The 14,115-nt window shown below is 52.4% G+C and carries 9 protein-coding genes, 3 tRNA genes, 3 rRNA genes and 1 riboswitch; of the genes, 4 read left to right on the forward strand and 11 right to left on the reverse strand.

Annotation, left to right across the window (positions count from 1 at the left end):
- Window positions 1-62: 62 nt before the first annotated feature.
- The 3 genes from NEA10_RS01505 to NEA10_RS01515 form a co-directional block, all read right to left on the reverse strand.
- Window positions 63-293, reverse strand: a complete 231-nt coding sequence (locus NEA10_RS01505) for a hypothetical protein (protein WP_159784825.1) — start codon at window positions 291-293, stop codon at window positions 63-65.
- A gap of 69 nt (window positions 294-362) precedes the next feature.
- Window positions 363-842 carry a GNAT family N-acetyltransferase gene (locus tag NEA10_RS01510; RefSeq protein ID WP_252663467.1) on the reverse strand — a complete coding sequence of 160 codons (480 nt, stop codon included), beginning with the start codon at window positions 840-842 and terminating at the stop codon, window positions 363-365.
- Between the two features lie 78 nt (window positions 843-920).
- Window positions 921-1,976 (reverse strand): RNA polymerase sigma factor, RpoD/SigA family, encoded by a 1,056-nt coding sequence (locus NEA10_RS01515; protein ID WP_445164662.1) that lies wholly within the window; start codon window positions 1,974-1,976, stop codon window positions 921-923.
- Window positions 1,977-2,245: 269 nt separating this feature from the next.
- Here NEA10_RS01515 and NEA10_RS01520 point away from each other — a divergent pair, with 269 nt between their 5' ends.
- On the forward strand, window positions 2,246-3,097 hold the full coding sequence (locus tag NEA10_RS01520; protein ID WP_252663468.1) for an ABC transporter ATP-binding protein: 852 nt from the start codon (window positions 2,246-2,248) through the stop codon (window positions 3,095-3,097).
- Between the two features lie 104 nt (window positions 3,098-3,201).
- Here the strand turns inward: NEA10_RS01520 and rrf are convergent.
- From rrf to NEA10_RS01545, 5 genes are all read right to left on the reverse strand, one after another.
- A 5S ribosomal RNA gene (gene rrf, locus NEA10_RS01525) occupies window positions 3,202-3,319 on the reverse strand.
- Window positions 3,320-3,379: 60 nt separating this feature from the next.
- A 23S ribosomal RNA gene (locus NEA10_RS01530) occupies window positions 3,380-6,264 on the reverse strand.
- A gap of 157 nt (window positions 6,265-6,421) precedes the next feature.
- Window positions 6,422-6,494, reverse strand: a tRNA-Ala gene (locus NEA10_RS01535).
- 40 nt (window positions 6,495-6,534) lie between these two features.
- Window positions 6,535-6,608 (reverse strand) — tRNA-Ile (locus tag NEA10_RS01540).
- A 173-nt stretch (window positions 6,609-6,781) separates the two neighbouring features.
- Window positions 6,782-8,273 (reverse strand): 16S ribosomal RNA (locus NEA10_RS01545).
- Together the 16S, 23S and 5S rRNA genes with 2 tRNA genes alongside form the textbook arrangement of a ribosomal RNA operon.
- Window positions 8,274-8,787: 514 nt before the next feature.
- On the opposite strand from NEA10_RS01545, the gene nadC reads away from it, so the two are divergent.
- The gene (gene nadC / locus NEA10_RS01550) at window positions 8,788-9,699 is read left to right on the forward strand and encodes a carboxylating nicotinate-nucleotide diphosphorylase (protein ID WP_252663469.1); all 912 of its coding nucleotides are present in this window, start codon (window positions 8,788-8,790) and stop codon (window positions 9,697-9,699) included.
- Here nadC and NEA10_RS01555 read toward each other — a convergent pair.
- On the reverse strand, window positions 9,686-10,741 hold the full coding sequence (locus NEA10_RS01555; protein ID WP_252663470.1) for a C39 family peptidase: 1,056 nt from the start codon (window positions 10,739-10,741) through the stop codon (window positions 9,686-9,688). The genes nadC and NEA10_RS01555 overlap by 14 nt on opposite strands.
- A 188-nt stretch (window positions 10,742-10,929) precedes the next feature.
- Here NEA10_RS01555 and NEA10_RS01560 point away from each other — a divergent pair, with 188 nt between their 5' ends.
- Both NEA10_RS01560 and NEA10_RS01565 read left to right on the forward strand, forming a co-directional pair.
- Window positions 10,930-12,237, forward strand: coding sequence for a transposase (locus NEA10_RS01560; protein WP_445164646.1), 1,308 nt, complete (start codon window positions 10,930-10,932; stop codon window positions 12,235-12,237).
- A 101-nt stretch (window positions 12,238-12,338) separates the two neighbouring features.
- Window positions 12,339-12,412, forward strand: a tRNA-Pro gene (locus NEA10_RS01565).
- 99 nt (window positions 12,413-12,511) lie between these two features.
- Here the strand turns inward: NEA10_RS01565 and NEA10_RS01570 are convergent.
- A complete protein-coding gene (locus tag NEA10_RS01570; RefSeq protein ID WP_252663471.1) occupies window positions 12,512-12,739 on the reverse strand; it encodes a hypothetical protein in 228 nt (75 codons plus the stop codon).
- Between the two features lie 39 nt (window positions 12,740-12,778).
- A riboswitch (Glutamine riboswitch) is annotated at window positions 12,779-12,861 on the reverse strand.
- A gap of 80 nt (window positions 12,862-12,941) precedes the next feature.
- Window positions 12,942-14,039 carry a tRNA preQ1(34) S-adenosylmethionine ribosyltransferase-isomerase QueA gene (gene queA / locus NEA10_RS01575; RefSeq protein WP_252663472.1) on the reverse strand — a complete coding sequence of 366 codons (1,098 nt, stop codon included), beginning with the start codon at window positions 14,037-14,039 and terminating at the stop codon, window positions 12,942-12,944.
- Window positions 14,040-14,115: the final 76 nt, after the last annotated feature.

Consider the following 14,115-nt stretch of genomic DNA (forward strand, 5'->3'; position numbering starts at 1 on the left):
TAACTGGGTTAGGGATTCAGGAGTGGGGCCGCCATATCAGCCCGGGCCCCGGGCGACTGGGCCTAATCGTTCCATTCGCCACGAGGCGGGACTGGGGGATTGCGTTCCAGGCGGCGGCTGAGTTCATCATCCCGAGTGGTCTCACCACGCAGCCACTGTCGAATCGCTGTTTCGATAATTTTACTCGGATCGTTGGAAAGGTGTTGTATCTGATCCACCAGTTCGGAATCGAGCTGGATGGAAACCTCCACCTGTTGTTTATTTCGTTCGGAAGGGACTGTGGAATCGGTCATAAGATGGCTAAAGTGGAACAAGACAATTCACGTCTATCTTAACGGGTGGATGGATCACTTCTAGGATTTTTAGACGGGTTGGGCCAGTTTCTCTAGGGGGCGATCGCTGATGCGGCAAATGCGCCAGTCTGGCAGAACCGTAGCTCCAAGCTGTTGGTAAAAAGCGATCGCCCTGTGGTTCCAATCTAAGACGGACCACTCTAAGCGTCCATAGCCCCGTTGTTTAACCTCTTGGGCGACCCTGGCTATTAAGGCCGTCCCAATTCCCTGACGGCGAGCGTCAGGTTGCACAAATAAGTCTTCTAAGTAGAGTCCGGGCTGACTTCGGAAACTAGAATAGGTGGTGAAAAACAAGGCGTAACCTACGATGCGGTCTTGCTGTTGGGCCAGGAACACATCTCCATAGGGGCGATGACCAAACAAATGCTCTTGAAGTTGAGCGGGGCTTCCCGTCACCTGCTCTTCGAGGTTCTCAAAAGCGGCCAGCTCTTGGATTAAGCTGAAGATGACCTCGGTATCCTCCGGGCGAGCTGAACGGATGGTAAACATAACAGGGCTTACGATAGATAACCAACCTGCCCTAAAGGAAGCGACAGGTTGGTTGGAGTGTAGCAGGGTGTTGGCAGGTTACTGTAACCAGCCCCGCAGGCGGCGGGAAATTTGGGGACGGCGCAGCTTGCGCATGGCGGTGGTTTGGATTTGTCGAACTCGCTCTCGTGAGAGGTTAAACAGGGTGCTGATTTCCTGTAGCGTTTTGCGCTTCTCGCCGTCGAGACCATAGCGCAGGGCGAGAATTTCGCTCTCACGCTGAGTCAAGGCTTCATCGAGAACCTGACGCACTCCCTGACACATCATGTCTTCACTGACTTGAGAGTCAGGGGAAGGACTGTCGGTATCTTCCAACAGGTCTAACACCTCGGTGTTATCTTCATCTCCCACATAGTGGTTCAGAGACAAGGAGCGTTGGCTAACCCGTTGCAGTTGTCGCAATTGCTTCAGGGACATATCCAGGGCTTCGGCGAGTTCTTCTTCGCTCGGCTGGCGGTTCAGCTCTTGTCCCAGTTTGCGGTAGGTCTTTTTGAGTTTGTTGAGTTTCTCAACGATATGGATAGGAAGACGGATGGTGCGCCCGTCGTTGGCAATAGTCCGGGTAATGCCCTGACGAATCCACCAGTAGGCATAGGTGGAGAACTTATAGCCTTTTTCTGGGTCAAACTTCTCTGTGGCACGACTCAGACCTAAGGCACCTTCTTGAATCAAGTCCAAGAACGGAACACCTCGGTTCAGGTAGCGTTTGGCGATGGAGACCACCAAACGCAGGTTAGAACGAATCATTTTTTTCTGAGCTGTGCGACCCCGATGGATTTGTCGCTTAACCGCTTTTTCGCTCAGTCCCAGGGCTTCCCCTAGTTCCGATAGCTCAGGTTCTCGACCTAAGGATTCCCGAAGTTCATCCCGCTTCTCGCGGACAATCACCCAGTCTTGAACCCGTCGAGCTAAGTGGATTTCTTCTTCCCGGTTGAGAAGAGGGTAACGGGACATTTCTTTGAAAAATGCACCTACTGCATCATCTGATACCGTCTTGGAATAGCCAGTCGAGCGGGCCCGAGCAATGTCGGCTGGGTTGTCACTGTGGTGATCGACAGCAGGAGTTTGGAGTTGAGTGGCAGTGCTAGCAGTCAATTTAGTTTCCCCTTTAGCTAAACTTCAGAACGGTCGTTTTTAAAATAGTAAATATTTACATTTTTAGGTTTATTTTCTCTAAGTACAGTATAGTTTTTTGCAGCCAAACTGTCAAGTTATCGCCTCGTGGTATTGTCATCAAGTTTTAAAAAGTATTGTCCCAAGCGTATATTTATGGTATGAAATATGCCGGGAGGGCGCATCTATCTCAGGGTAGATGTCTCTCTATGTCGTCTGACTGAGTGCGATCGCTAACGTTTGAGGAACCTATGAATCCGGCTGTATCTGTGCAAAATGTCTCGAAGGTCTATGGGGATCTTCAGGTGGTGAACAATCTCTCGTTTAATATCGCAAAAGGGGAATTATTTGGCTTTCTTGGCCCCAATGGCGCCGGTAAATCCACGACAGTCCGAATGCTGACGACCCTCACCCGGCCCAGTTCTGGGACGATTGAGGTGGCAGGCTATGACGTGGTGCAACAGGCTCGATTGGCGAAACGTTCCATTGGTGTGGTGCTTCAGCAGGTCAGTGTGGATGTGGATCTGACGGTCTGGGAGAATATGGAATACCACGGACGCTTGCACCATATCCCCCGTGGAGAGCGCCAGGAACGGATTGATCGTTGGTTGGAGTATGTGGAGCTAACCAATCGCCGTGATGTGCTTGTGAAGACCCTTTCTGGGGGGATGAAGCGACGATTGCAAATTGCGCGATCGCTCCTACATCAACCGGACATTTTGTTTCTCGATGAACCCACAGTGGGATTAGACCCCCAAACCCGCCGCCGTCTCTGGGAAATTCTTTTAGACCTCAAGCAACAGGGGATGACCATGCTGCTGACGACCCATTATATGGAGGAAGTAGAATATCTGTGCGATCGCATTGGGATTCTCGACAGCGGCCAACTCATCGAACTCGGAACCCTAGAGGAGTTACGGCGCAACCACGGGGAGGGAGTCGTCGTCACGCATACCACGGAAGGACTCCAAAGCCAGTTTTTCCCCAATTTGCAGGACGCCAATCACTATATTAACCAGCAGGGCGATCGCACCGGCATGATGGCCCGAGAATCGAACCTAGAAGATATCTTCGTCGAACTCACCGGTCGCCAACTGGACTAACCTGGACAGAGGAGAGGGGCCGGAGTCGCCCCCACTCCCCTATCAACGCCCAAAAATCAACGCAAAAAAGACCCCCATTTTCAGGGAGTCTTTTTCAAGTATTAACCTGGCACTGAGCTATCTTCCCAGGGGGCAACCCCCCAAGTATTTTCGCCGCAGAAGCGTTTCACAGCCGAGTTCGGGAAGGGATCGGAGTGGTGCCACCTCGCTAGAAGCACCAGGAAAGAACAGAAACCTTGAAGACTGCACAGTCAACCTAATCAGGGAATAAAGACATCAAAAGAGGTCAAGCGCTCGGTCTGTTAGTACGCCTAGGCTTCATCCATTACTGAACTTCCACCGGACGCCTATTAACGGATGTTCTTTCCGTGACCTTACTGGGTTGACCCCAACAGAGAACTCATCTTGAGGTGGGCTTCCCACTTAGATGCTTTCAGCGGTTATCCACTCCGCACTTGGCTACCCTGCGTTTACCGTTGGCACGATAACAGGTACACCAGCGGTGCGTCCTTCCCGGTCCTCTCGTACTAAGGAAGGCTCCTCTCAATTCTCTTACGCCTACACCGGATATGGACCGAACTGTCTCACGACGTTCTGAACCCAGCTCACGTACCGCTTTAATCGGCGAACAGCCGAACCCTTGGGACGTACTTCCGCCCCAGGTTGCGATGAGCCGACATCGAGGTGCCAAACCTCCCCGTCGATGTGAACTCTTGGGGGAGATCAGCCTGTTATCCCTAGAGTAACTTTTATCCGTTGAGCGACGGCCCTTCCACGCAGTGCCGTCGGATCACTAAGGCCGACTTTCGTCCCTGCTCGACTTGTAGGTCTCGCAGTCAAGCTCCCTTATGCCTTTGCACTCTACGGCTGATTTCCAACCAGCCTGAGGGAACCTTTGCGCGCCTCCGTTACCATTTAGGAGGCGACCGCCCCAGTCAAACTGCCCACCTGAAACGGTTCCTCTCCCGGATCACGGGTCGAGGTTAGACTTCTAGCTGAGTTAGAGTGGTATCTCACCGATGGCTCCATTTCCCCCACAAGGAAAACTTCAAAGCCTCCCACCTATCCTGCGCAAACTCAGCCCGAAGCCAATTCCAGGCTACAGTAAAGCTTCATAGGGTCTTTCTGTCCAGGTGTAGGTAGTCCGTATCTTCACAGACAATCCTATTTCGCCGAGCCTCTCTCCGAGACAGCGCCCAAATCGTTACGCCTTTCGTGCGGGTCGGAACTTACCCGACAAGGAATTTCGCTACCTTAGGACCGTTATAGTTACGGCCGCCGTTCACCGGGGCTTCGGTCGTCAGCTTCGCTTACGCTAACCAACTTCCTTAACCTTCCGGCACTGGGCAGGCGTCAGCCCCCATACATCGTCTTGCGACTTAGCGGAGACCTGTGTTTTTGGTAAACAGTCGCTTGGGCCTCTTCACTGCGACCACCTCTCGGTGGCACCCCTTCTCCCGAAGTTACGGGGCCATTTTGCCGAGTTCCTTAGAGAGAGTTATCTCGCGCCCCTTGGTTTACTCAACCTACCTACCTGTGTCGGTTTCGGGTACAGGCCAAACAGATTTACAGTAGTTCGGGCTTTTCTTGGAAGCATGACATCGGTCACTTCCCAGCCGTAGCCGGTCGTGTTCACGTCTTAGCTCAGGGTGTTTTCGCCACCCGTCATCACCTTCGAACGCTTAAACCGGGACTACCATCACCCGGCTGACTTAGCCTTCTCCGTCCTCCGCTACCAGTCTGTTTGGGTACGGGAATGTTAACCCGTTGTCCATCGACTACGCCTTTCGGCCTCGCCTTAGGTCCTGACTAACCCTCCGCGGACGAGCCTGCCGGAGGAACCCTTAGGTTTTCGGGGGATGTGATTCTCACACATCTTTTCGCTACTTAAGCCGACATTCTCACTTCTGCTTCGTCCACACCTGCTTGCCGCTAGTGCTTCACCCTAGAGCAGAACGCTCCTCTACCACTCAGTTAAAAACTGAGTCCACAGCTTCGGTGGGACACTTAGCCCCGTTCATTTTCGGCGCAGGAGCGCTTGACCAGTGAGCTATTACGCACTCTTTTAAGGATGGCTGCTTCTAGGCAAACCTCCTGGTTGTCTGGGCACTCCCACCTCCTTTATCACTTAGTGTCCACTTGGGGACCTTAGCTGGTGGTCTGGGCTGTTTCCCTTTCGACGATGAAGCTTATCCCCCACCGTCTCACTGGCTAGTTTCTCTATGGTATTCAGAGTTTGCCTCGATTTGGTACCGCTCTCGCAGCCCGCACCGAAACAGTGCTTTACCCCCACAGATATTTCTCTAGCCGCTGCGCCTAAACGCATTTCGAGGAGAACCAGCTAGCTCCGGGCTCGATTGGCATTTCACCCCTAACCACACCTCATCCGCCAATTTTTCAACATTGGTCGGTGCGGACTTCCACTTGGTGTTACCCAAGCTTCATCCTGGACATGGTTAGATCGCCCGGGTTCGGGTCAATAAATCGTGACTAACGCCCTATTCGGACTCGCTTTCGCTGGGGCTTCGGCATTCTCGCCTTAACCGGCCACGACCTATTACTCGCCGGCTCATTCTTCAACAGGCACGCGGTCAGACGTTAAATCGTCCTCCCACTGCTTGTAAGCTAACGGTTTCAGGTTCTATTTCACTCCCCTCCCGGGGTTCTTTTCACCTTTCCCTCGCGGTACTGTTTCACTATCGGTCACGTTGGAGTATTTAGCCTTACGAGGTGGTCCTCGCTGATTCACACGGGATTTCACGTGCCCCGTGCTACTCGGGATCCGGCTGAGCTGTTCCGATTTTCGACTACAGGACTTTCACCTCCTCTGGTGCTGCATTCAACAGCTTCGTCTAATCTTTCCAGTCTCGTTCTGCCGTCCCACAACCCCTAAGGTAAAAACCTTAGGTTTGGGCTGGTCCCTGTTCGCTCGCCGCTACTAAGGGAATCGCTTTTGCTTTCTCTTCCTCGGGCTACTAAGATGTTTCAGTTCGCCCGGTTCGCTCGTGTCGGCCTATAGATTCAGCCGACCGTTTTTAGGGTTGCCCCATTCGGACACTTCCGGATCAATGCTTGCTTCCAGCTCCCCGGAACGTTTCGTCGGTCGCCACGTCCTTCATCGCCTCAACGTGCCTAGGTATCCACCGTTAGCTCTTTATAGCTTGACCTCATGTCTTTGAGGTCTCGACTTCACCTGACTTTTTTTAGGTTGACTATGCAGTTTTCAAGGTTCTGGCTGGGATTCCCCAGCAGTCTGAGTCTCTCTCAGGTGCTGAGTTGTCCTTCGCTTTTCGGGTTTAGGATTTCTTTGGGGCGAGACCAGCATGGAGGTAAGCGGACTCGAACCGCTGACATCCTGCTTGCAAAGCAGGCGCTCTACCAACTGAGCTATACCCCCATTTTCTTAATGACTGCTATTGACAGCACTAAGTTTTAGGTGGGCCATCCTGGACTTGAACCAGGGACCTCACCCTTATCAGGGGTGCGCTCTAACCACCTGAGCTAATAGCCCATTTCAAGGTTGGTCTCTTGTCCCAACTCCTCACGTCTCAATGTTCCTGAGTTGTTGGGTTTCCTAACCTCTTAATCGTTTGAAAGCTTCGACCAGTCTCCGACCGACCTAGGTTGACCTCAATTCCTTGGGCTTACTTATATCCTCAAGGTCTTGGGTTTAGGTCTCCCTAAAAAGGAGGTGATCCAGCCACACCTTCCGGTACGGCTACCTTGTTACGACTTCACCCCAGTCATCAGCCCTGCCTTCGGCATCCCCCTCCGCGAACGGTTAGGGTAACGACTTCGGGCATGGCCAACTTCCATGGTGTGACGGGCGGTGTGTACAAGGCCCGGGAACGGATTCACCGCAGTATGCTGACCTGCGATTACTAGCGATTCCTCCTTCATGCAGGCGAGTTGCAGCCTGCAATCTGAACTGAGGCCGGGTTTAAGAGATTAGCGCACTCTCGCGAGTTGGCTGCTCGTTGTCCCGACCATTGTAGTACGTGTGTAGCCCAGGACATATGGGGCATGATGACTTGACGTCATCCCCACCTTCCTCCGGTTTATCACCGGCAGTCTCCCTAGAGTGCCCAACTTAATGATGGCAACTAAGGACGAGGGTTGCGCTCGTTGCGGGACTTAACCCAACATCTCACGACACGAGCTGACGACAGCCATGCACCACCTGTGTCCGCGCTCCCGTAGGCACTCTCCTCTTTCAAGGAGATTCGCGGCATGTCAAGCCCTGGTAAGGTTCTTCGCGTTGCATCGAATTAAACCACATACTCCACCGCTTGTGCGGGCCCCCGTCAATTCCTTTGAGTTTCACACTTGCGTGCGTACTCCCCAGGCGGGAAACTTAACGCGTTAGCTTCGGCACGGCCCGGGTCGATACAGGCCACACCTAGTTTCCATCGTTTACGGCTAGGACTACTGGGGTATCTAATCCCATTCGCTCCCCTAGCTTTCGTCCCTCAGCGTCAGGTTCGGCCCAGCAGAGCGCTTTCGCCACCGGTGTTCTTCCCAATATCTACGCATTTCACCGCTACACTGGGAATTCCCTCTGCCCCTACCGACCTCTAGCTATTCAGTTTCCACTGCCGACCCGAGGTTGAGCCTCGGTCTTTGACAGCAGACTTGAACAGCCGCCTACGAACGCTTTACGCCCAATAATTCCGGATAACGCTTGCCTCCTCCGTATTACCGCGGCTGCTGGCACGGAGTTAGCCGAGGCTGATTCCTCAAGTACCGTCATTTTGTTCTTCCTTGAGAAAAGGGGTTTACAATCCAAAAACCTTCTTCCCCCACGCGGCGTTGCTCCGTCAGGCTTTCGCCCATTGCGGAAAATTCCCCACTGCTGCCTCCCGTAGGAGTCTGGACCGTGTCTCAGTTCCAGTGTGGCTGCTCATCCTCTCAGACCAGCTACCGATCGTCGCCTTGGTAAGCTTTTACCCCACCAACTAGCTAATCGGACGCGAGCTCCTCTCCAGGCGAAATAACATTTCACCTTTCGGCATATCGGGTATTAGCAGCCGTTTCCAGCTGTTGTCCCCGTCCTGAAGGTAGATTCTCACGCGTTACTCACCCGTCCGCCACTAAGTTCCGAAGAACTTCGTTCGACTTGCATGTGTTAGGCACGCCGCCAGCGTTCATCCTGAGCCAGGATCAAACTCTCCGTGTTGACGTTGAGTTTGTTGGCTTTCGGCTTTGATTGAACTTAACTTGGGTTACCCCCTTGTCAAATTCTCTCTCGTCCGTTATCCTTTAATGAATTTAGACGAAGACTTTTGAAGTTTTAGGCTTCTTATGTCGAGCTTTCAAACGATTTAATTTTCGAGGTTCGGAATGCGTCGTTTGGGGGCGTTGTGTTTGCCCGTCCTCCCGAGCGCTTAACTAATCTAACAAGACTATCTAGGGCTGTCAACCCTTTTTAGAATCTTTTTTTGGGAAATTTTAGGGCAAACCCCTCAAATCCCCTCGGGGCAAGCTTTTCAGAAGATAAAATTTTTTCCTTTTTCTTCGATCTCACCCCTTTGACCCGGATCTGAGCCACCCAGGCGCTCAGATCTTTATTTTTGGGGAGGAGGCGGCTGAGCGATCGCCCCCCGGCAAAATTCCCCCGCCGGGCCTCCATCAAAGTTCCTCAGGCAAGGGTATGGTTAAACATGCTGTATTCAGAATGAGGGACATCTCCCGTGAGCCTATCTCCTGTCTTACCCCCCTGGGTGGTTTTAGATCCGTTAATCCAGAGTTGGCTAGCCGAAGATATCGGACGGGGCGATCGCACCAGTCAAACCCTACTGCAAGGGCGATCGCCCCAAGGAACCGCCGAATGGGTTCTCAAAGCCCCTGGGGTCATTGCCGGACTTCCCCTAGCACAACGGACCTTTGAACAGCTCGATCGCCATATCAAAAGCGAACTTATATATAAAGAGGGCAGCCGTTGCGACACCGGGACCGTCGTGGCCCGCTTCCAGGGCAACCTAGAAGCCCTACTCATGGGAGAACGAGTTGCCCTAAATCTAGTCATGCGTCTCAGCGGCATCGCCACCAGCACCCGTCAGTATGTGGATGCGATCGCAGACTTACCCACCCAGCTAACCGATACCCGCAAAACCACCCCCGGACTGAGACTCCTGGAAAAATATGCCACCTGTGTCGGCGGTGCCAGCAACCATCGCCTCGGACTCGACGATGCCATCATGATTAAAGACAACCACATTGCCGCCGCCGGAAGTCTCAGCGCCGCCGTGGCTCAAATTCGTCCCCAAATTCCCTATCCCCTCACCATCGAAGTGGAAACCGAAACCCTAGATCAAGTCAAAGAAGCCCTCCAGACGGACATCGACATCATCATGTTGGACAATATGTCCATCTCACAGTTGCAAGCCGCCGTACCCCTCATTCGCCAAAAGAACCCCAAACTCAAGATTGAAGCCTCGGGGAACATCACCCAAGAACGTCTGCGGGCGATCGCCAAAACAGGGGTCGACTACATTTCCACCAGTGCCCCCATCTCCCGTTCCCCATGGCTAGACATCAGCATGAAACTCCAGATGCAGAGCGAAACCAAGCCATCCAGCATCCCCCCCACTAACGGGAGATGAAGTGAACCCAGAACTGGCCATCCGGAATACAAAGGCGACGAATCAAGCCATAGGAGTAGTGGAGAAACGCACCACTTAAATCATTGCGATACCCCCATTCAAACCATTCCCCATAGGGATCATGGACAATGAAACCGCGATCGTCATACCCCACCAAGACAATAATGTGACCAAAGGACGTGAAATACCCATGAATCACCGCCGGATTCCCACCCGCTAGCCAATCCTGGGCCTCCTCAATCGTGGCATTGGTGCGAAAGGTGTCCCGACAGCCATAGTCATGCACCACTCGGGCCAAATCATAGGGACTATGACGACTCCAGCCACGATGAATCATGTATTCATAGAGTTCATCCTCAAACTGACCCACACTACTACGGCGACGGGCCCCCAAATAAGACAAACACATGGCAATGGAGGTGACATTGCACGACCCCATCGGGTTATACCAATTATCCAACTGGGACTTGTAGGGAACATCGAGACGAACCGTTGTCGGCTTTTGTAGAGGGACCTGACGATCCTCCTGTTCCCAAACTTCCACATGATCGCGGAAGGCGTACCAAATCTTGGAATCCTCCACCCTGCCATTATCACCGCGCTTGGGAAAGGCCACATTCCGCAGGGCAATGCGTAAATGATCTCGCACAACATCATAATCAACGAGACTAAAGCGTTCTCCCGCTGGAATCGAGCGTTTCTCGTTGTCTGACAGCGTCGATGACTGAACAGGGCGAGATTTAAAAACAGTGTTGTGGAGAACTTTCAACTCCGGTGGAGGTTTCGGTACATCCTGCCGTCGTGTCTGAATGATTAAACGAGCGGTGGCGGCCCCGAGATAGCCCAACTCATTGACCTGCATTAAATCTTGAAAGCGGTCGAAGGCGGCAGTAGTGAGGGGACCAAAGAATCCATCGGCGGGAGGGTCTAATAACCCCATATCAATCAGGCGTACCTGAATTTGACGAGTCAAAGCCTCGTTGGCCGCCATATCCTTATAGTCGTATTTAAGATCCGTCCCGAGAAAGTCCTGTAGCTTCATTAGTAATATGCCACTCCCCTAGTGAGATAGGTCGATCGTACCGCGATCGCTGCCCAAATTTGAGTCAACTGCCGGGAATCTCTGCCAGTCTCTGGTAACAGCAATTCTCATTTTGGCAAAAACCTGTTCAAGTCCCCGGCATCCCTGTATCGTAATGACATCTAAGAAACCCAGGAGGGCCAGAGCCGTTGAAAAAGCCAGGTTGCTTTGAGACTGTAGTGGGTTCTTTCCGCCAGTGCTTGTCATCGCTACCGGACAAGCGCCGGGGTAAAAATCGCCGCTATGGAATGGAGGATGCCGCTTTAAGCGCATTTAGTGTATTTTTTACTCAAACTCCGTCGTTTCTGGCTTATCAACGTCTGATGGAGGGTAGTAAAGGCAAGAGCAATGCCCAAAGTCTGTTTGGAGTTCATCGGATTCCCACCGACAACCACATCCGGGATTTATTAGATGCTGTGTCCCCAGAGCACCTGTTCCCGGTGTTTGAGGAGATCCTACAAGTCTTGGAAGCCCAGGGGCAGTTAGAAAGCTTCCGTTGCCTAGGGGACAGTCTATTAGTCGCATTGGATGGCACGGAATACTTCAGTTCCGACAAAATTCACTGTCCCCACTGCTCAACGCGCACCCAGAAGTCAGGAAAAACCCATTACTTTCATAGTGTTGTCACCCCAGTCATCGTCTGTCCAGGACAGAATCATGTGATTCCCTTAGTCCCTGAATTTATCGTGCCCCAAGATGGTCATGATAAGCAAGACTGTGAGAATGCCGCTGCCAAACGCTGGCTATCGCGGCAAGAACAATGCTTGAGGGCTTTGAACGTCACGGTTTTAGGGGATGACCTCTATTGCCACCAACCGTTGTGTCAGCAGTTTCTAGAGCAGCAACTTAACTTCATCGTCGTCTGTCGCCCCGAGTCTCATACTACCCTCTATGAACACCTAGAGGGTATCGAACTCCCGACCCTCACGACCAAGAAGCGGACTGGTAAAGTCGAGAAAACCTATACCTACCGCTATCTCAACGGAGTGCCCCTCAAAGATAGCGATGAGGCCCTGTTGGTCAACTGGTGCGAACTTACTGTCACCACCGCTGATGGCAAGGTAACCTATCACAACTCCTTTGCCACGAGTTATCCTCTCAGCGATGAGAATGTAGCCGAGGTGGTTCGGGCCGGACGCACCCGCTGGAAAGTTGAGAATGAGAACAACAACACTCTCAAGACCAAGGGTTACCATCTAGAACATAACTTTGGGCATGGTAAGCAGCATCTTTCCTCCTTGCTGGCGACCCTCAACATCCTCTCGCTACTCTTCCATACTCTGCTTGAGTTGCTCGATGACAAGTACCAGTTGCTACGAGCGCACTTACCTACCCGTCAAACCTTCTTTAATGATTTGCGGGCGTTGACCCGTTACCTGTACTTCGACAGTTGGGACCACCTTCTGACCTTTATGCTTGAGGGTCTCGAGTTAGACATCCCACCCGATAGCAGTTGAATTTCCAAAATGAGAATTGCTGCTCTGGTAAACCAACAGTTGGCAACCGGGACATCAATCACCTATACTCTAAGAGAGCGCCACATGATTGTGGTCTCCTTCGGGATGTAGCGCAGCTTGGTAGCGCGCCTGCTTTGGGAGCAGGATGCCGCAGGTTCAAATCCTGTCATCCCGATTCGCTTCTCCTCAGGTCTTAAAACAACCGCCTCCTTGGCGATCACCAAGGAGGCGGTTGCGCATCTCGGCCCTGTTAGAGTCTTAACCCATGCTTCCCCTAAATTTGCCGGGAGTCGAAACGACCCAGTTTAGAGAAACGCTCCCACAGAAAAGGAAGTGCCAGAATCATCAACTTGACGATCCAGGGAGCAAAGTAAAGACTGACAAGGGCACAAAGTCCCGCCAAGCCCATGGCTGCCACTTTGACGATTTCCTCACGGGTGTTGACACTGAGGAAAAGGCAAGCAACAGCACAGGCAAGGGCAACCAAGCAGGCAACCAACATCTGTAGTACCTCAAAATTCAGACAAGTTGTTAAGGATGTGGTGCGTTCCTTCGGTACAAAAGCCCTACTTCCGTCTTTCTCTGGGCGGGTTTATCACGACTGACCCAAAAAAGATGAACGATTTGGTTAATCAATGTTTACACTCGCTCTCATTTATGTCAAGGATAAGTTTCACTAATCCCTGACAAAAGAAGAGAAACACTTACCGCAAGCGAGCTTCAGGGGTAATCAGCATGGCATCCCCAAAGGAAAAAAACCGATAATTTTGGGCGATCGCCTCCTCATACAGTCTTAACAGCCGCTCCCGTCCTAGTAAGGCCGAGACCATCATCATCAAACTCGACTTAGGGAGATGGAAGTTGGTAATCAGACCATCCACCACCTGCCAGCGATATCCAGGATAGATAAACAGATCCGTTTTGCCCGCAAAGGGCACTAAATGTCCCGGAGGCTGGCCCTGGCCCGCAGACTCTAGCGATCGCACCGCCGTAGTTCCCACCGCAATCACCCGTCCTCCCTGGGAACGAGTGCGACGAACTGCCTCAACCGTCACCTCGGGGACCTTAACCCATTCCTGGTGCATGACATGATCCCGAATATCGGACGTTTCCACAGGCCGGAACGTTCCAACTCCCACATGAAGCGTCACAAACTCCCGACACACCCCCTGCTCGTCCAATCGTTGCAGCAATTCCGGCGTAAAATGCAATCCCGCTGTGGGTGCTGCGGCTGATCCCGCTTCGCGAGCATAGACCGTCTGATATTGACTGCTACTAGCTTGAGACTCCGTGACATAGGGAGGAAAGGGAACCTCCCCATACCGTTCTAACATCTCAAGCACCGTTGCGCCGGCAGGACAGTGAAACTGTAACAGTCGCCCTCCAGTGGCCTCATCCAGGGAAAGGACTTGGGCCCAAAACTTGGCCCTTGAGTCACGGGCTTCAGGGGAATCAAAGTAAATTTCAGCACCGGGCTTGAGGCGTTTTCCGGGTTTCACTAACGCCAACCACTGACCCTGCTGACGTTCCTCTAGTAATAACACCTCCACCTTAGCCCCACTGGGCTTATAGCCATAGAGACGGGCCGGTAACACCCGAGTATCATTGAGAACCAATAAATCCCCAGGGTTGAGCCAATCCGGTAATTGCCAAAACCGTTGATGCTCATGGGTATCAGGAGAATTAACCACCAGCAGCCGAGAGTGATCCCGAGGGGTGACAGGATTTTGGGCAATGCGTTCCGTAGGAAGCTGATAATCGTAAGCTTCTAGGTATAAATCATCATCAGAAATGGGGATCATAGCTATCAAAAATAAATAGTCAAAAATCGAGGATGGGGAACCTTCCCCATGAAACTATGGGGAGTTCCCCCTAGGA

The sequence above is a fragment of the Phormidium yuhuli AB48 genome (genome assembly GCF_023983615.1).
Classification (GTDB): domain Bacteria; phylum Cyanobacteriota; class Cyanobacteriia; order Cyanobacteriales; family Geitlerinemataceae; genus Sodalinema; species Sodalinema yuhuli.